The 18,349-nt window shown below is 37.9% G+C and carries 17 protein-coding genes; 14 read left to right on the top strand and 3 right to left on the bottom strand.

Annotated features, from left to right (window positions below; all coding sequences use genetic code 11):
* Window positions 1–27: 27 nt before the first annotated feature.
* Genes H9650_RS12055 through H9650_RS12045 form a run of 3 tightly spaced genes read left to right on the top strand, consistent with a single transcriptional unit; the run spans window position 28 to window position 4,784 of the window.
* A complete protein-coding gene (locus H9650_RS12055) occupies window positions 28–1,194 on the top strand; it encodes an exonuclease SbcCD subunit D (protein ID WP_191697328.1) in 1,167 nt (388 codons plus the stop codon).
* A complete protein-coding gene (locus H9650_RS12050; RefSeq protein ID WP_191697327.1) occupies window positions 1,191–4,271 on the top strand; it encodes an AAA family ATPase in 3,081 nt (1,026 codons plus the stop codon). Before H9650_RS12055 ends, H9650_RS12050 begins: the two co-directional genes overlap by 4 nt.
* Window positions 4,272–4,283: 12 nt before the next feature.
* Window positions 4,284–4,784, top strand: a complete 501-nt coding sequence (locus H9650_RS12045; RefSeq protein ID WP_151111802.1) for a nucleoside deaminase — start codon at window positions 4,284–4,286, stop codon at window positions 4,782–4,784.
* A gap of 590 nt (window positions 4,785–5,374) precedes the next feature.
* On the opposite strand, the gene H9650_RS12040 is transcribed toward H9650_RS12045, so the two are convergent.
* Window positions 5,375–6,724, bottom strand: coding sequence for a M48 family metallopeptidase (locus tag H9650_RS12040; RefSeq protein ID WP_144538282.1), 1,350 nt, complete (start codon window positions 6,722–6,724; stop codon window positions 5,375–5,377).
* Window positions 6,725–6,846: 122 nt separating this feature from the next.
* Between H9650_RS12040 and H9650_RS12035 the strand changes: the two genes are divergently transcribed.
* The 4 genes from H9650_RS12035 (at window position 6,847) to H9650_RS12020 (ending at window position 10,262) form a co-directional block, all read left to right on the top strand.
* Window positions 6,847–7,674, top strand: coding sequence for an ABC transporter permease (locus H9650_RS12035; protein ID WP_144538283.1), 828 nt, complete (start codon window positions 6,847–6,849; stop codon window positions 7,672–7,674).
* A gap of 4 nt (window positions 7,675–7,678) precedes the next feature.
* Window positions 7,679–8,458 (top strand): ABC transporter ATP-binding protein, encoded by a 780-nt coding sequence (locus tag H9650_RS12030; RefSeq protein WP_144538284.1) that lies wholly within the window; start codon window positions 7,679–7,681, stop codon window positions 8,456–8,458.
* 12 nt (window positions 8,459–8,470) lie between these two features.
* The gene (locus H9650_RS12025) at window positions 8,471–9,553 is read left to right on the top strand and encodes an ABC transporter substrate-binding protein (RefSeq protein WP_144538285.1); all 1,083 of its coding nucleotides are present in this window, start codon (window positions 8,471–8,473) and stop codon (window positions 9,551–9,553) included.
* A gap of 262 nt (window positions 9,554–9,815) precedes the next feature.
* Complete coding sequence (locus H9650_RS12020) at window positions 9,816–10,262, top strand: YaiI/YqxD family protein (protein ID WP_144538286.1); 447 nt, start codon at window positions 9,816–9,818, stop codon at window positions 10,260–10,262.
* A gap of 2 nt (window positions 10,263–10,264) precedes the next feature.
* Here the strand turns inward: H9650_RS12020 and H9650_RS12015 are convergent, their stop codons facing one another.
* Window positions 10,265–11,131: a glycerophosphodiester phosphodiesterase family protein gene (locus H9650_RS12015; RefSeq protein WP_191697326.1), complete on the bottom strand. Its 867-nt coding sequence runs from the start codon at window positions 11,129–11,131 to the stop codon at window positions 10,265–10,267.
* Between the two features lie 220 nt (window positions 11,132–11,351).
* Between H9650_RS12015 and H9650_RS12010 the strand changes: the two genes are divergently transcribed.
* The 7 genes from H9650_RS12010 to H9650_RS11980 all read left to right on the top strand — a co-directional run bounded on the left by H9650_RS12010 (window position 11,352) and on the right by H9650_RS11980 (window position 17,972).
* Window positions 11,352–12,482 (top strand): ABC transporter ATP-binding protein, encoded by a 1,131-nt coding sequence (locus H9650_RS12010; protein ID WP_144538288.1) that lies wholly within the window; start codon window positions 11,352–11,354, stop codon window positions 12,480–12,482.
* Window positions 12,483–12,502: 20 nt separating this feature from the next.
* Window positions 12,503–13,414, top strand: coding sequence for a carbohydrate ABC transporter permease (locus tag H9650_RS12005; RefSeq protein WP_144538572.1), 912 nt, complete (start codon window positions 12,503–12,505; stop codon window positions 13,412–13,414).
* Window positions 13,411–14,223, top strand: a complete 813-nt coding sequence (locus H9650_RS12000; protein ID WP_144538289.1) for a carbohydrate ABC transporter permease — start codon at window positions 13,411–13,413, stop codon at window positions 14,221–14,223. The genes H9650_RS12005 and H9650_RS12000 overlap by 4 nt, the downstream gene beginning before the upstream one ends.
* 34 nt (window positions 14,224–14,257) lie before the next feature.
* The gene (locus H9650_RS11995; RefSeq protein WP_151111800.1) at window positions 14,258–15,619 is read left to right on the top strand and encodes an ABC transporter substrate-binding protein; all 1,362 of its coding nucleotides are present in this window, start codon (window positions 14,258–14,260) and stop codon (window positions 15,617–15,619) included.
* Between the two features lie 127 nt (window positions 15,620–15,746).
* Window positions 15,747–15,875 (top strand): endonuclease/exonuclease/phosphatase family protein, encoded by a 129-nt coding sequence (locus tag H9650_RS20680; protein WP_255475358.1) that lies wholly within the window; start codon window positions 15,747–15,749, stop codon window positions 15,873–15,875.
* 444 nt (window positions 15,876–16,319) lie between these two features.
* Entirely contained in the window at window positions 16,320–17,264 is a 945-nt protein-coding gene (trhO, locus tag H9650_RS11985) for an oxygen-dependent tRNA uridine(34) hydroxylase TrhO (RefSeq protein WP_151111798.1), read from the top strand.
* Between the two features lie 270 nt (window positions 17,265–17,534).
* Window positions 17,535–17,972, top strand: a complete 438-nt coding sequence (locus H9650_RS11980; protein ID WP_191697325.1) for a GNAT family N-acetyltransferase — start codon at window positions 17,535–17,537, stop codon at window positions 17,970–17,972.
* Window positions 17,973–18,044: 72 nt separating this feature from the next.
* On the opposite strand, the gene H9650_RS11975 is transcribed toward H9650_RS11980, so the two are convergent.
* On the bottom strand, window positions 18,045–18,248 hold the full coding sequence (locus H9650_RS11975) for a hypothetical protein (protein WP_144538294.1): 204 nt from the start codon (window positions 18,246–18,248) through the stop codon (window positions 18,045–18,047).
* Between the last annotated feature and the right edge of the window lie 101 nt (window positions 18,249–18,349).

The raw sequence follows: 18,349 nt of genomic DNA, 5'->3' as shown, positions 1-18,349 counted from the left end.
TAACTTTATATAGGAGGGTATTTTCTCTTGAAAATATTTCACACAGCAGACTGGCATTTAGGTAAATTAGTACAAGGTATCTATATGACCGAAGATCAGAGACTTGTGCTAGCCCAGTTTTTAAAAGCAATAGATGAAGAAAAACCAGATGTGGTGATTATAGCTGGTGATTTGTATGACCGAGCTGTGCCACCTTCTGATGCTGTAAATTTATTGAATGATATACTGGCTGATATCGTGTTAAAACATCAGACTCCTGTACTAAGCATCGCTGGAAATCATGACAGCCCAGGTCGTTTGAACTTTGGTAGCAACATTATGAAAGAAACTGGTTTACATATAGTGGGACAACTAACAAAAGAACTTACATCAGTGACAATAAATGATGACTATGGAGAAGTAGAGTTTCATCTAGTACCGTATATGGATCCTTCACAGGTTCGATTTATAATGGAGGATGAGACAATTACTAGTCATCAGCTAGCCATGAAAAAAATAGTGGAAGAAATAGAATTACAAATGGATTCTACTAAAAGACATGTATTAGTAGGACATGCCTTTGTTACACCTCAAGGACAAGAGGAGGAAAATACTAGTGAGTCAGAAAGACCACTAGCAATTGGAGGAGCCGAGTATGTCGACGCTTCTCTATTTAAGAACTTTCATTACACGGCATTAGGCCATCTTCATCAAGCACATTATGTGCAAAATGAAACCATTCAATACGCCGGATCACCTTTAAAATATTCAATATCAGAGGAACATCATAAAAAAGGTTTTTTAATAGGAGAACTTGATAAAGAGGGTAATTTAAAGGTAGAAAAGAGGCTGCTAATCCCTAACAGAGATATGCGTACAGTGGAAGGCTATTTAACTGACATTCTTCAGCACCCGACAAGTGAGGATTATATTTTTGTTAAGTTGCTAGACGATACACCAGTACTTTCGCCAATGGAGCAAATTCGAACTGTGTATCCTAATGCGATGCATGTAGAAAGAAAGGTATTTCAATCCATTGGATTAGGTAAAACAGAAGAACAGATAAGCCGCCATAAAATGGATGACTTTATGTTATTTGAATCGTTTTATGAGGAGATAAGGGGACAAGCTCCGGCAGAGGAAACTAAGGAGCTATTTAAGGGAGTGCTTTCCGGCTTAATGCTTGAAGAGAGAGAAGGAGGGAGCGGAGCATGAAGCCAATTCAATTGAAAATGACCGCATTCGGTCCTTATAAATTTACAGAAACCATTAACTTTTTGGATTTGAAGGACCATCGCCTATTTGTTATATCAGGAGCTACTGGAGCGGGAAAGACTACTATATTTGATGGCATAAGCTTTGCTCTATATGGCTCCGGAAGCGGGGAAGATAGAAAAGATACAAAAATGTTGCGAAGCGACTTTGCACTGGACAATACGCACACTTCTGTTGAATTGATTTTTGAAATATTTAATAGGAAATATCGTATTTTTAGACAGCTTCCTCATGTTAAAAAAGGAAATAAAAGCTCAACAGGTGAAAGATATGAGTTCTTTGAGATTAAGGAGACAGGAGAAGTACCTGTTGTCGAAAGACAAATAGTTTCAGAGATTAACAAAAAGGTTGAGGACATCATTGGGCTTACGCAAGATCAATTCAGCCAAATCGTCATGCTTCCCCAGGGGGAATTTAGGAAACTATTAACCTCTTCTACAGAAAACAAGGAAGCAATCCTTCGAAAAATTTTTAAAACCGAACCTTATAGAATGATTAATGAAAGGTTAAAAGAGAAAAAAGTAGTCGCTGAAGCTGAGCTTAAAAAAGAAGAAAGTACTCGCAATAGTTATTCCGAACAAATTGTGGCTTCGTTTCCGAAACGAGAATCTAGACTTTTTGAGTTACTGGAGGATGGTCAATTTAATATCTTCCAATTACAAGATGCCTTGCAGGAGGAGACTAAGTTTTACTGCCAAAAGATTAAAAAAGATGAAGTTTCCAGTGAGGAAGCATATGAAAATCAAATTGCCAAGCAGTCTGCATACTACAATGCTAAAAATACAAATATACAACTGGAAGATCTAGAGTTCAAAGAGCAGAAGTTACAACAGCTTCTTGGGCAGGAGATTGCGTATGTAGAAGAAGGAAAAAGGTTAGAGGCTGCAGAGAGAGCAAGCTCAATAGAAGCAATCGAAAACTACTATAGAGAAACAGTGACGGAAGAAAATCTAAAGGCAAGCCTAATGGAGAAAGCAAAGGAAGAGCTAGCTTTAAAGGCTAATTTCTTTAGCCAAATGGAGAAAGAATTTCTTCAAGAATCAAACAGGAAACAAGAGCGAGAGCTAAGTGTAAAGGCTTTAATCCAGCTAAATGCTCTACTGCCATTAATGGAAGAGCTAGAGCAAAAGAAAACGCAATTAAAAGAAACTGACGATAGCCAAAATAAATTAAAAGCACAGCTAGATTTAAAAATAGGCAAGTACCAGCAAGCTAAGGCAAGCATCCTTTTGTTGAAAGAGAAAAAAGAAGAACTAGAAGAGCGGGTCGATCTGTTAGATAACAAGGTTCAACAATATTCTCAGATTAAAGAGCATTATCAGCTAATGCAGGAATTTATACAGCAGGAGAAGACGTTTGAAGAATTGAAGCGTCTAGAAGAAACGGAAGAAAAAGTATTTCTGGAAGCCAAGCTAACACTTCAACATGAAGAGGAGAAATGGCTAACTAGCCAAGCAAGTATTCTGGCCTCTAAGCTCGTTGACGGGGAAGCTTGTCCTGTGTGTGGCAGTACCGAACATAAGCCAACTAGTACGCGAATTCATGAAGATATATTAAACGATGTCCAAATGCAAATGCTTAAAGGTAATTTAACCCAAAAGGAAACTAGCTTTTTAACCGTCCGTACCAAAAGAGAAAATGCTCAGGAAAATGTAGAAAAAATATTAGAGCAATTAGAAGAGCTTCAATTATCTATTTTAGAAATAGAGCAAGTGAAGCTAGATGTTGAAAAGCTAGAAATAGAAATAGGAGAGCTGCGTTCCGATAAAGCAAACCTAAATTCCTTAAAAGAAGCATACAAAAAAAACTTAGAACAAATAGAGCAATTAGAAGATGAAAAAAATAATATAGAAAAATTATACCTTCAGATAAAAGGTGAATATGAGCAGGTAAAAGCAGTAGTAGATTCAAAACAGAGCTCTATTCCAAGTACAGTGGCTAATTTAGACGACCTACAGGACCAAATTAGAGCGGCTAAAAGATTTAAGGAGCAGCTAGAAGATACGTGGGAGCAAGTGCAAAAGAAATATAAAGAAGCTGAGGATTCGAATACGAAAGCTGAGATGAAGCTCGAGCATGCCATTCAATCTGCGAAGGAAGCCATACGCAAGAAAGAGAAGGCCGATCACCAGTTCAAAGAAGCATTATCTAAGGCGGGCTTTGAGACGATAAGAGCTTATGAGGAAGCAAAAATGGGTGAACGTGATCGAGAGACACTAAAGGAACGCTGTGAAGCTTACAAACAGGCAGTGCATACCTTTACTGAGCAAGTTAAGGATGGGCAGAAGAAGCTTGAAGGTAAAAGTAAGGCTGATTTAAAGTTACTTGAAGAGGAGTTAACTCACCTTAAAAATGCATACGAATCAGCGTTAAACACTCTAAACAGTACAAAGGAATACGTAAAAGCTGGAACAGAAATACAAGAAAAATTATCATTATCTAGCGAGCGTATAGCCAAATTAGAGCAACAAGTAGGTCATATCCTCGATTTGTATGATTTGCTTAGAGGGCAAAATCCTTTAAAGATCTCATTTGAACGATATATACAAATTGAGTACTTAGAGCAAATCATTCATGCAGCCAATGAGAGGCTGAAGTATTTATCGAATGGCCAGTACCAACTAATGAGAAGCGATAGACAGGAAACCCATGGGAAACAAAGTGGGCTTGGATTAGATGTATATGATGCCTATACCGGTCAAATTCGTGATGTAAAAACATTGTCAGGAGGAGAAAAGTTTAATGCCTCCCTATGCCTTGCTCTCGGTATGTCGGACGTCATCCAGGGTTATCGTGGAAGTGTAAGGATTGAAACGATGTTTATCGACGAAGGCTTTGGTTCTCTAGACGAGGAATCATTAAATAACGCAATAGATACACTAGTAGACCTTCAGAAATCTGGACGAATGGTTGGTGTAATTTCTCATGTTAGTGAGCTTAAGTCGGCCATTCCTGCGATTCTTGAAGTGGAAAAGCTAAAAGAAGGCTACAGCCAAACAAAATTTGTGATTAAGTAACGGGGGAGCACCATGGACATAGATCGACACTTCTTAGAGATGGCATTAGAGGAAGCAGAAAAAGCTTTAGAGGAGAATACCTATCCAGTTGGTTCGGTTATTGTAGATGAACATTTTAACCTCATTGCAAAAGGCAGAAACAGAGTGCATCCAAGTCAGGATATTACGGCACATGCTGAGATTGAAGCCATACGAAACGCAGGATCAGCAATGTTTGATGCTAAAATAAAAAACAAGAAGTTTACGCTTTATAGCTCACTCGAGCCATGCCCAATGTGTACGGGAGGAATATTGTTTGCTAAGATCCAGCGGGTAGTATGGCTACTAAATGATGACGAGGGATTCGGAGGATATAAGAGGCTAAGGGACACCTCCATCTTCCTAGAAAAATTTGACCGTATTGAAGTGATGGAAGAACCGTTTGAGGATTTAAAGCAAAGACAAATGATATTAATGAATAGCTGGAAGACAAACATTAATAATGTAACATCATTACGTAATAATTTGTCATAGAAGGAAAAAGACTTTAGCTCATGGAGGAAATGATGATGACTTTTCTAATGCAAAAGACGCTCGCAAAAATGCAATTAAGTTGAGTATCTTCCTTTTTTGAGTGAGACCTTACTTTAAGCAGTAAAAACGAAGCGGAAATCGATTAAATACATTATTCTTAACTTAAATACTTTAGCTCAAATGCTTTTATAATAATGCAAAAAACAGATAATGAGCTAAATTACCAATAGCACTTTAACATTTCTACTTAATGCATGATTGTAGCGAAAGGCGGCGACTCCAGTGGGATGAGTGAGACAGATAAGACATCACAAACGCGCGTGTAGAGAGCGGTGATGGCTTAAAGCTCACCCCACGGAAAGCTATCATATTTGATTACTTAGCCCTTATTATTATTTATTAGTTGAAGAAAGAATATGGATGGCTTTACTAATAAAATTACCGAAAAAGGTGTCTGGTCATATCACGACCAGACACCTTAAATTTAAAAGATAATGTTATATAAGAAGACTGTTTCAACTGAAGGCTTTTAAAGTTGCTTTTGTATTTCTCCTATCTCCAGTAGCGCCCTTTAATGGTCTACTATAAAATTATTCTGGGATTAACCCTTTTACTGTATCTGCGAATTGTTCCTCACTAACCCCTAGAATATTAGTCCCAGAGTATCCTTCTGGATCAATCTTAGTAGGATCGGCTCCATACACATGTAATAAGGCTGCCAATTCGTAGTTATCTTCATAAAAAGAAGCAGTTAGAGCGTTTGAATAGAGATCCTCTGTATTAGCGTTAGCTCCAGCTTCGAGTAAAATATATGCTAACCTGGTATCGTTTGCATATACTGCATGATGTAAAGCGGTTGTTTCTTCTGCATCTCGTTCCTCTAAATCAACTCCACTGGCTACAAGCTCCTGAACCGTTATATAATCGCCATTCACAACTGCTTCCATTAAAGGAGTCATATTAAGGGATTCCATTGGTAATGGTGCGGAGGATGCGTCAACTGTTGACTCCTCTGAAACAGAAGTATTTAATGCTGCTTCATTCTCAAAAAAATCTTCAGGGAAAATACTAGCATAGGTTAGAGATCCTGCTAGAACTATAGCTATGATTCCAAAATAACCAATGAAGAAAATACCAAACAGGGCACCAACTCCAAGAGCTATTTTGTTTGCGTTAGGATAATAGGTAGGAGTTCCTTCTACCTGCATAAAATGCCCGACTGCTTGGACTCTTTTAGGAGTTGTTGGATGGGAAGAAAGTATTTCACCAAGCCATGTAATTACGTTAGACTCCGTCGAAATTTGTTCTAAATATGCATCCTCATTTACCTCTTTATAAAGTTCCTTTCCAATACTCAAAATGGTCAGTCCACGCTTAGCTGCTGCCCCGTCTTGGATGAAATAAGCTGCTTGGCGGTCGCATGTATACTCACAAGCACGGCTATAAGCTTGTGAAAGAAATGGAAGTAATTGAGCTGGCATGATTAAAATGTTTTTCCATATATGATTTCGTTTAATATGTGTAAGCTCATGGGCGATGATAAAATCAAGCTCTGCTTCGCCCTGCTCTCTAGCAAGCTCAAAAACTTCTGAATATAGAACAACCATATTTTTTCCTAAAAAGCGTGTTGCAAATGCGTTAAATGCCCCCTCGGAATGAACCACAAATATATCCGGTACACGTTTTAGTTTCATATCGTGAGACATACGTGTTATGCGTTCATACACATCAGGAAATTGCCTTTCACTAATTCGAATTCCATTTGCCCTAACATAGCCGAGATGCATAATAAGTGCATATGTACTGATTAAAAACAAGACTACAAAAATAGCAACCCCAAAAATAGTTGCTATAGCTATAACATAAATTAGCAGACTAAATAGGATACATAAAATAAAATATGGCAATTCTCGGTTAGATCTTAACTGTTTGTCTGTCATATTCTTCCTCCTTTTGATGATATTAAATTAACAAATACTACAATTTAAGTCAATTTTCATTATAGGCTCTTTCACACATTTTCGCCATTCGACATATTATTTTTAGAAAGAGGTGGTGAAAGATGCGCGATGAAAAAGGGCTTGTAGACAGGGATTACGAGCCTTATGAAACGGAACAAAAGGAATGGAAAAAGCAACAACTAAGAGAACGAGGTAAGCAACTTTTAACAATTACTTCACCAATACTCATCTTAATCCTTTGGGAGGTTTTTTCGCGAACGGGAATTTTAGATATTCGCTTTTTCCCTCCTCCTTCAGCCATAGTATCGACATTTTTTGAACTAGCTACAAACGGGATGCTCTGGACCCATGTATCAGTTTCGCTCTATAGAATTGCGATGGGTTTCCTGCTTGGTGTCATTCCTGGAGTGGTCATCGGGTTGTTAATGGGATTGTATGCACCTATTCGACATTTTATATCTCCAATTGTCATGGCTTTTATGCCAATTCCTACTCTCGCTTTAATGCCAATTATCATTATTCTTTTTGGTATTGGAGACTTCTCTAAAGTAGTAACAATTGCTGGAAGTGTATTTTTTCCTGTTGTTATTAATACAGTTGCTGGTGTGTTGAACATAGACCAAGTACATTTGGACGTAGCTAAAAATTATGGGGCAAGTCCAAAGAACTTCTTCGTAAAAATTGCTTTTCCTGGAGCCTTGCCCGTGATGCTAGAGGGCATTCAAATGGGGCAGGCAATCGCATTATTAACCATCGTTGCAGCAGAAATGATGGGAGCTACATCCGGTATTGGATTTTTAATATGGACCTCTTATAAGGCATTCATGTTAAAAGAAATGTTCGTTGGTTTAGTACTCATTTCTTTTTTTGGGTTTTTATTTTCCCTTCTCCTGCGTGGACTGCAAAAGAGAATCGTACCATGGAGGTGAGTAAATGAGTAGCAAAGTAAAAATATCGATTGATAACATGACTAAGGTTTTCTATAAAAAAAATAACAGTGTCACGGCTATAAAGAACATTTCCCTTCAAGTAAATGAAGGGGAATTCATCTGTTTAGTTGGACCAAGTGGGTGTGGAAAGACAACTCTTCTACGAATTCTTGCTGGACTTGAAACACCGAGCTCTGGATCTTTTTCAATTGATGCAGAGGCAGGCAACCGTCCTCTACAATCCATGGTTTTTCAAGAAAAAGGAGTTATTCCGTGGCTGACAGTTGAAGAAAACGTCGCCTTTGGATTAAAAATGAGGCATCTACCTCAGGAGTTTGTAAAGAAGCAAACTGACTATTACTTAAAAAAGGTAGGATTAATTAACTTTTCAACGCTTTATCCAAAGGAGCTTTCTGGAGGAATGAAGCAAAGGATTAGTATCGCTAGGGCTTTTGCCAATGACCCAGAAATACTTTTAATGGATGAACCATTTGCTGCTTTAGATGAACAGAACAAATTTATACTGCAGGAAGAATTATTATCTATCTGGTCTGAAAATAAAAAAACTGTTTTATTTATCACTCATAGCATTGATGAGGCGTTGTTACTGAGTGATCGGATAGTATTATTAAGCTCTCATCCAGGTGAGATTGTTAGGGAGATAAAAGTTCCTATGCCAAGACCACGTACGATGGAGCAGGTTAGGGCAAATGCAGAGATGGCTGAACAATTTATATCTATATGGAATCATTTACAGCAAGAAGTTCAAAAATCGAGAAAATAAAGGAGGAAAGTTGTGAAGAAACGCTGGTTCATACTATTTGCGTCCACTATTCTATTACTTGGTGCTTGTAGTTCGAAGGAAAAAGAAAGTTCTGGCAGCATTGACGATCAAGTCAGTAAGGATAACCCATCTGGAGATTTAGCTCCACTGGATAAAAAAGCGAAAGTAATTATAGCCGAGGATGGTGCTGCCTCAGGAGCAGGCTTTTACATTGCCAAGGAGAAAGGTTACTTTGAGGACTACAATATTGAAGTAGAATTTGCCCAATTTGCAAATAGTGATGAGATGCTTCCTGCCCTTGCTTCGGGGGACGTAGATATCGCTGGTGGAGTTTCTACTGCTTCATTTTTTAATGCCATTGCGCAGGGAATTGATGTGAAAATTATTGCAGATAAGGGTCATAACGTCCCAGGTAAATCGTATTTCACTTTCGTCATTGGAAACCATATGAAGGACGTCATCAAGGAGTATAAGGATTTTGAAGGAAAGCGTATTGCCGTTTCCTCCAAAAACTCGATCGATGAATATATTTATCTAGAAATGCTGAAGCACGCAGGTTTGACGCAGGAAGACGTGGAATTTGTACTGCTTGGTGATTTCGGGAGCATGCTTGGTGCCATTGAAAATGGATCTATAGATGCTGCTCTTCAAATTGAACCATTAATCACGCAGGGAATTGAAAATGGATTCCATGAGCGTTTTGGAGATGCAACGGATTATGCACCGGAATCTCAAATAGCGATGGTTTTAGGATCTCCTCAATTTATGAGTGAGGAACAAGATGTATCCCTTCGATTCATGGCTGCTTATCTAAAAGGAGTTCGTGATTATAATGATGCCTTTATAAAAGGGGAAGGAAAAGCGGAAATCATTGAAATCATGACAAAGCATACTTCCTTAAAGGACCCTGCATTATGGGAAAAGGTATTTGTCACAGGCTTAGACCCTGATGGTAAAATGTTTTTAGATGACGTTGTTAAGCAATATGATGCATACAAAGAAAATGGTGCAATTAGTGGAGATGTAGACTTTGATAAAGCAGTAGATACCTCCATCACAGAAAAAGCAGTAGAAATACTTGGTGAATATAAATAAATCCAATCGACAAAAGGTATGGAGATATACTTCTTCATACCTTTTTAACTTAAAAAGAATTGTAATGCTTTTTCTACTTTAAGATATAAAAAGTCTGCTTGCCCAAGGAAGTGGAGAGTTTCTGTAAAAGCAAAAATCAGAAATTTTGCAAGTAGATTCTAGCGTTTTTTTATAAGCTAAGCTAGAAGCGTTGTTTCCTAAATTCATAAAAATGCTCATTTAGTATACAATGAGGGATAAATAGCTGATAGGGGTGCTCGACATGGTGAATGTACTAGTGGATGCAGATGGTTGTCCAGTAGTGGACTTAACGATAGATATAGCAAAACAGTTCAATTTGAAGGTAACGTTATTATGTGACACCGCACATTATATGCAAAGAGAAGGAGCAGAAACAGTCATGGTTTCTAAAGGTGCGGATGCGGTGGATTTTGTGCTTGTAAATAAAGTAAAAAAGGGCGACATTGTTGTCACCCAGGATTATGGATTAGCAGCGATGGTTCTAGCTAAGCAAGGCTTTGCGATAGACCAAAATGGAAGATGGTTTACACCAGAAAACATAGATCAGCTGTTAGATAGTAGACATATATCTAAAAAAATCAGACAAGCAGGTGGTCGAACGAAGGGACCACGGAAACGTCAAAGAGAAGATAATGAAAAGTTTGAAATACATTTTAAGCGAATTTGTGAGCACGCTTTAAAGCAATAGATTTAATCCTCGGTATTTTGTAAAATGTCTATTGCTATATTGGGAGCATCTGCGAAAATACCATCAGCCTTGTAAATCAAGGCTTTTTTTATGTCTGCTTCACTTTTAAGGGAAAACAGATGAACCTTTAACCCATTTTCCTGGGCTTCATGAATAAAGGTACCGTCCACGGCATTCACGTTTACACCTATGCCGCTAGCATAGATGTTTAAGCTTTTAATCTCTTGGTTGGTTAGCTCTGCTTTCTCCTTATAGCTGAGCAATTGAATAAGGGGGATACTTGGCTCCAGCTCATGAAACTCTATTAAACTAGCACGATTAAAGGATTGAACGATCACTTTTGGTATTTCCGATTGGTGATTTAGCAAGTTATATTCCTCTAGCAAAGCAAGCAATTCTTCTTCCATGTCCTCATATATTTTTGGGGACTTCATTTCAATATAATAGTTTACTCTATCCCCAAAATTCTCAAATATTTCTCTTAGTGTGGGAACTCGAACCTTTTCATACACTTCGTTAGCGAATTCTGGATACGCATCATTAAACCACTTTCCTGCATTCAATTCTTTTAATTCTTCTAATGTGAAGTCCTTTACTAAACCTTCCCCATCTGTGGTTCGGTCCACTTTTTCGTCATGCATGGCTATTAGGGAGCCATCCTTGGTCATTTGTAGGTCAATTTCAATATAGGTCGCACCTAGTTGCTCAGCAACCTCGTAAGCTACCATTGTATGCTCTGGTGCATAGGTGGATGCCCCTCTATGCGCGATGACAAAAAACTCATCTGAAGCAATAGGTGTTACTTCGCTCCCTTTACATCCGCCAATGAGCACAATGAAAATCAATAAAATTAAACTACTTTTGCGCATAAATATGTCCTCCAAAGATGTAAACTTTTTATCTAAAAGTAAATATTCTGTAAAAATTGTAAATTTCTTTACTTTAGAATATTCGGTTTAGTAATATAGTTATGAAAAGATAACATAACTATGGAAGCTGAATAGAATCATTTTTTGCTAGCTTTCATAGTAAACTCTATAAACCTAATGTTTATAGTTACATAATTGAATAGAGGATGGGGGAAATCTTTTGAAGCGAGTAGAACTGATTGACATCTCTAAGTCGTATGACAAACAATCTAGCGTTATCTCTAATATTAACGTAACGATTGAACCAGGGGAATTCTTTGTACTTGTTGGGCCATCGGGGTGTGGAAAAAGTACAATGCTACGAATGATCGCAGGGCTAGAAGAGATAACAGGAGGAGTGCTCAAAATTGGTGAGCAGGAAGTGAATGATTTACCTCCAAGTAAGCGTGATTTGTCCATGGTATTTCAAAATTACGCCTTATATCCTCATCTTACTGTGGAGGAAAATATCCAGTTTGGTTTGCACGTAAAGAAAATTTCTAAAGAAGAACGGGCTAATCGAACAAAGGAAGTTGCTCAGATGCTTGGACTTTCTGATTACTTAAAGCGCAAGCCGAGAGAGCTTTCAGGAGGGCAAAGACAACGCGTTGCTCTTGCTCGAGCTATCGTAAACCAAGCACCAATTTGCTTAATGGATGAACCATTATCCAACTTAGATGCGAAGCTTCGCGCACATATGAGATCGGAAATAAGACAGATTCAACGCAGACTTGGAATTACAATGATCTATGTAACACATGACCAAATTGAGGCGATGACTATGGGTGATCGCATTATGATTCTGCATGAAGGATCCATTCAACAGATAGGCAAGCCAATTGATATTTATAATAATCCAGCTAATCCATTTGTAGCTACTTTTATTGGTTCACCACCAATGAATATTGCCGAAGGCGTTGGAAGTAAAGAGAAGCACGCTATTGTATTGAATGATTTAATTACTATCCCAGTGCCTGCTGAGGACGCACATTACCTCACAGACAATGTAATTGTTGGCATCCGTCCGGAACATATTAAAGCCGCAACTAAGGAATCAACTATTGAGGAAAAAGTAGTTGTCGAAATTGTAAATGTCGAGATTTTAGGAAATGAAACGGTGTTTTCATTTTTATTGAATGATCAGCAATGGCAAGTAAAATGGAGCGGCCAATGGCAAATAGCTGTAGGTGATAAAATTCCAGTAATTATGAATTATGATTCCTTTTGTTTCTTTGATAGCGTGACGAAGGAGATTATTAAAAAACCTTCTGATGTAGAAAACCATGTATTTGGTAAAGAGGTATTCGTATGACAGTAGTGAAATCGAAGCATATGACAGCCGCTAAATCGAAGCAAAAGAAAAGTATTTGGAAGCGTTCATTGGATGCCCGGACTGCTCTCCTATATTTATTGCCATCTATTATATTATTTTCTGTGTTTGTTTTTTATCCGATGTTTCGAACAATTTATTTAAGCTTTTTCTTAACCAATCAAGCAGGAGAGGCTGCAGTATTTGTTGGTCTTGAAAATTATGCGTATTTGCTTGAATCGTCAGCATTTCTAAATAGTATAAAGGCCACATTCCTATTTGTATTGTATACAGTTCCTACAGGAATTATTATAGCGCTAGGGCTCGCACTCCTTGCCAATGAAAAGCTAAAAGGAATTGGGTTCTTCCGTACGATCTATGCTTCTACTATGGGAGTTTCTGTGGCAGCGTCTTCTGTTGTATGGTTATTCCTGTTCCATCCGAGTATTGGAATGTTCAATAAAGTGCTTGCCATTTTAAATCTTCCACAAGTTGAATGGCTGCTAGACCCGACATGGGCATTGCTATCTGTGTCATTGACTACTATATGGTTGAACACAGGCTTCTGCTTTCTGATATTGCTAGGAGGACTACAAAATATTGATGAGCACTTATATGAAAGTGCACGTATTGACGGAGCAAGCTATTGGTATCGTTTGAGAAGAATAACTATTCCAATGTTATCTCCTACCTTGTTTTTTATCATTACGATCTCACTCATTAATGCATTTCAAACGTTTGGACAGGTGGATATTTTAACGAAGGGTGGACCTTCCCAATCTACTAATCTTATAGTGTATTCCATTTATCGAGAGGCATTTGTTAACTACCAATTCGGTACAGCAAGTGCGCAGGCAGTGTTCTTGTTTGTATGTATTTTAATCGTTACGATATTACAGTTTAAGCTAGGTGAAAAGAAGGTGCATTACCAATGAGAATATTTAAGCGCTCCGTCGTTTATTTTTTATTGATCATTACTGCCCTTATTATGTTTTTCCCAATTATCTATGCCTTAATGGTAAGCTTCATGACTGGAGGAGAAATTTTACAGGGAAAATTCCTCCCTTCTACCTTTAGCTTTGATAATTATGTGAAGGTGTTTGATCGCCTGCCTTTGTTAAATTATTTGATCAACAGCTTTATTGTTTCGTTTGGGGTCATGCTAGGGCAGCTAGTTGTTTGTAGTCTAGCAGCCTATGCATTTGTTTTTATCCCATTTAAAGGAAGGGATTTTGTATTCTTCCTGTTTATCTCCACAATGATGATACCTTGGGAAGCGACGATGATACCCAATTTCTTTACCATTCAAAATCTGAATTGGATTAACACATATCAAGGTATGACACTACCATTCTTTGCATTAGCATTCGGGACATTTTTACTCAGACAGCACTTCAAAACAATACCGAAGGAGCTACATGAGGCTTCTCAAATTGCAGGACTGAGCCGATTCGCTTTTTTCATACGTGTGATTCTACCAGTTTCTAAAACTAGTTTAGTAACACTAGGAGCTTATGGGTTCTTAACAACATGGAATATGTATTTATGGCCGCTGTTAGTTACAACCAATAATTCCGTTCGAACGGTACAAATTGGTTTGAAGCAGTTGCAGTCGCAAGAGGTTGCAACAGAATGGGGGGTGGTGATGGCAGGGGTAATCGTAGTTATTATTCCAACACTATTACTATTGTTTTTAGGACAAAAGCAATTGCAAAAGGGGTTAACGCAAGGGGCTTTAAAATAACAGTTGTTCCAAACTAAAAAAAGAGGTGTATGAAATGGGAAAGAAGTTTAAGTTTACGTGGTTGTTCATGATTTTATTAGGTATTCTAGCATTAGCTGCCTGTACAAATAGTGATGAGGGATCGTCAACAGAACCTGTGCAAAAAAGCGATGAAGATGTTGAAAAATCAGAAGAAGGTAAAACAGTCATTTCCTTCTGGCATGCTATGTCAGGATCAGGGCAGACTGCTCTAGACAGTCTTGTCGCAGACTTTAATGCATCACAGGATGACTATGAAGTTAAGGCAGAATTCCAAGGATCTTATGAAGAATCATTAACTAAGCTTCGTAGTGTTGGTGGTACTGCAGATGCTCCAGCCATAACGCAGGTGTTTGAGGTAGGGACTAAATATATGATTGAAAGTGGATTCATCGAGCCAATGCAAAAATTTATCGATGAAGATAACTATGATTTGTCTCAATTAGAGGAAAACATTTTAAATTATTATTCTTTAGATGGTGAATTATACTCTATGCCGTTTAACTCTTCTACACCGGTAATGCTTTATAACAAGGATGCTTTCAAGGAAGCTGGCTTAGATCCTGAGAATCCTCCTAAAACTTTCCAAGAGGTAATTGATGCAGCTGCTAAGCTTAAAACAGATGAAATGAAGGGCTTCTCTATGCTGACATACGGCTGGTTCTTCGAGCAGCTAGTAGCGACACAAGGTGGACTGTATGTAAATGAAGAAAATGGCCGCGCAGGTGACGCAACCGAAGCAGTTTTCAACGGAGAAGAAGGTCAACGTGTATTTGAATTCCTAAATACAATGAATAAAGCTGGCACATTTGGTAACTTCGGAACGAACTGGGATGACATCCGAGCTGCCTTCCAATCAGGGAAAGTGGCTATGTATATGGATTCTTCCGCAGGTGTACGTGGAATCATTGATAACGCACCATTTGAAGTAGGGGCAGCATACATTCCTTATGCAGATGAAGTAGATCGTAAAGGTGTTGTAATCGGAGGGGCATCTCTATGGATGTCTAAGGGAATCGCAGAAATTGAGCAAAAAGCGGCCTGGGAATTCATGAAATATCTAACTACTCCAGAGGTCCAAGCAAAATGGCATTTAGATACAGGTTACTTTGCGATCAACCCATCCGCATATGAAGAAGATATCGTAAAAAAAGCTTGGGAAGAGATGCCACAGTTAAAAGTAACGGTGGAGCAGCTTCAAAGCACGGAGCCTTCTATTGCTACTCAGGGAGCTTTAATCTCGGTTTTCCCAGAATCTCGTCAGCAAATCGTCACAGCTTTAGAGAATCTATACCAAGGGATGGATCCTAAAGAAGCGCTAGATGCTGCAGCAGAAGGAACTAATCGAGCAATCGATATAGCTAACAAAACAAAATAAATAAGAAAGCAAGCAGAGAGCAAAAGCTTTCTGCTTGTTTTATGGTTAAAGAGAGAATCAATTTAAGTCTAAACGAAGACATTCCTTTAAAAGTGACAGCCAAATACAAAATACCATAGGAGAAGTAATGAGAATAGCGACCTTTAATATTTGGAATAAGCAAGTAATGTGGAAGGACCGATTAATAGCAATTTGTGAAGAAATAAAAAAAGTAAATCCTGATATTATTTCTTTACAGGAAGTAATGGCGTATTGAAGAAGGTGAGAATTTAAATGTCGCTCAGTATATAGCAAACACTATCGGATATCCATATGGTATTTTTAACGAATATCCTGATTCTCCAGATGAAGGACTAGCTATCTTGAGTAAATATCCAATTAGATATTATAAATGTTAATGAAAGAATGAAAAATCAATGAAAACAAGTAAAAGAATCCCGTTTAGACCCAGCGAGTATAGACTTATGACCGGATAGATTTTTTTATGACCGTTCAACGAGGTTTTATGACCGGATAAAAATATTTATGACCGTTCACCAAGTTTCTTGGAAATTTTGTCGAGCGAACTTGAGATTCAAGCCTGTAGCATTACATGGAAAACTCCTCGTGGTCAAATTTTGATAAAACTAACTATTTAACTTCTCACATTTAATTTGTTATGATAAATTGATGGACAAAATTTGAAAAGGTGGAGTAAAAAATGGACACAAATGCATACAGAGTATTACTTTACTACAAATATGTCCCGATTGAAGATCCAGTAATATTTGCACAAGAACATCTTGCTGCATGTAAGGAAATTGGGTTAAAAGGGCGTATTTTAGTATCGAACGAAGGTATTAACGGAACTTGTTCCGGAACAATTGAACAAACAGACGCATACATGGACATGATGAAAGCGGACAATCGTTTCGCGGATATGGTGTTTAAAATAGATGAAGCGGATGGACATGCATTCAAAAAAATGCACGTTCGACCTAAGCGTGAAATTGTTCATTTAGGATTAGAGGAAGACATCAATCCTAATGAATTAACAGGAAAATATTTGTCTCCAAAAGAATTTTATGAGCAAATGCAAGCAGAAGATACAATAGTGATAGATGCTCGTAATGATTATGAGTTTGACTTAGGTCATTTCCGTGGGGCAATCCGTCCGGATATTCGTAACTTCCGTGATCTTCCTGAATGGATTCATGACAATAAGGAATTGTTTGAAGGTAAAAAGGTATTAACATATTGCACTGGCGGAATCCGTTGTGAAAAATTCTCTGGCTGGTTAGTAAGAGAAGGATTTGAAGACGTTGCTCAATTACACGGCGGTATTGCTACCTATGGTAAAGACCCAGAGGTTCGTGGTCAGCTGTGGGATGGCCAAATGTACGTTTTTGATGAGCGTATAGCTGTGCCGATTAACCAAGTCGAGCATGTAGTGGTAGGGAAAGACCATTTCACTGGAGAACCTTGCGAGCGATATGTAAACTGTGCAAATCCAGACTGTAATGACAAAATTCTTTGTTCTGAAGAAAATGAACACAAATATCTTCGTAGCTGTTCACATGAGTGTCGTGTGCACCCAAGAAATCGCTATATTGTAGAACATAATTTAACTGAAGAAGAAGTAGAAGCTAGATTAGCTGCTATTTAACATAATTTTTGATCAACCATGCTATTTAATTAGCATGGTTTTTTTATAATATTTCATTTTTAGAGCAAGATAGAATGTGTAAACATATTGTCTCCATTATAATGCGAAACATATGGAAAAACTGTACAAGAGGATTCACCATTGATGTATAATCTGTGACTGTATAATATAGTGGGAAACAAAATATAATAATAGGTATAAAGGGGTTTAGTGGTCTTATCTAGAAAGATACTAGGAGTTCGTTTTTTATAATAGAATGGAGGAACGTATATGGCAATCGAAGTGAGAAGAATTTCTGATTTGAAAGAGGTCGACGTATCCAAGCTAATTGAAGAAAGCGAAAAAGAAGGGTATCGTTTTGTCTCCAGACTGGCATCTGAATATGAGGATGGTACAAACAGATTTAGTGAACAGGGAGAAGTACTGTATGGTGCTTGGGAAGCAGAAGAGCTAGTTGCGATTGGTGGCCTGAATCGTGATATCTTGGGATCAGACTCTGCTAGATTACACCGATTTTATACTTTGCCTGATTACCGAAGAAAAGGAATCGGGAGTGAGCTATTTAAAGTAATTTTAGTAGGCGCAAAAGGCCAATTCAACGAAATCACTACTAAAACCGAATCAACAAAAGCTGATGCTTTTTATCGGGCAAACGGCTTTATATTTGACCGAAGATCTCCGGACACAACTCATGTAATAGGATTATAATAACTCAAACCAATTATAGTGCTCTTTGTGAAGGTATTTACAAGGAGCACCTTTTTTATTTATTGACTCCATTTATTCCTCCAGCTGTTTTCCTTCTCGTATAGCTTTTCGCTCCAAAAGCATAAAAGCTTCATTTTCTAAACGCAAAAGCTCTATCTCTAATTCCTTTTGCTTATGCTGCTGTTGTTTTACTGTTACGTAGCCTCCAATAGCAATTACGCTAAGCAAGGATAAGCCAATAGCAGAAAAAATAAATATAGCAATAATATCCTCCAAGCATGGCACCTCCCTTTGTATAAATAGTATAACAAATACAGGAATAGTTAAAGTTTCCAAATGGATGAAAAATAAGAATAATTTATTTGGTATAGCTGCAA

It is taken from the genome of Psychrobacillus faecigallinarum, from assembly GCF_014836595.1.
In the GTDB taxonomy this organism is placed as follows: Bacteria; Bacillota; Bacilli; order Bacillales_A; family Planococcaceae; genus Psychrobacillus; species Psychrobacillus faecigallinarum.
Note: the sequence above shows the minus strand (reverse complement) of the source record. Positions and strands in the feature narration are given on the sequence as shown.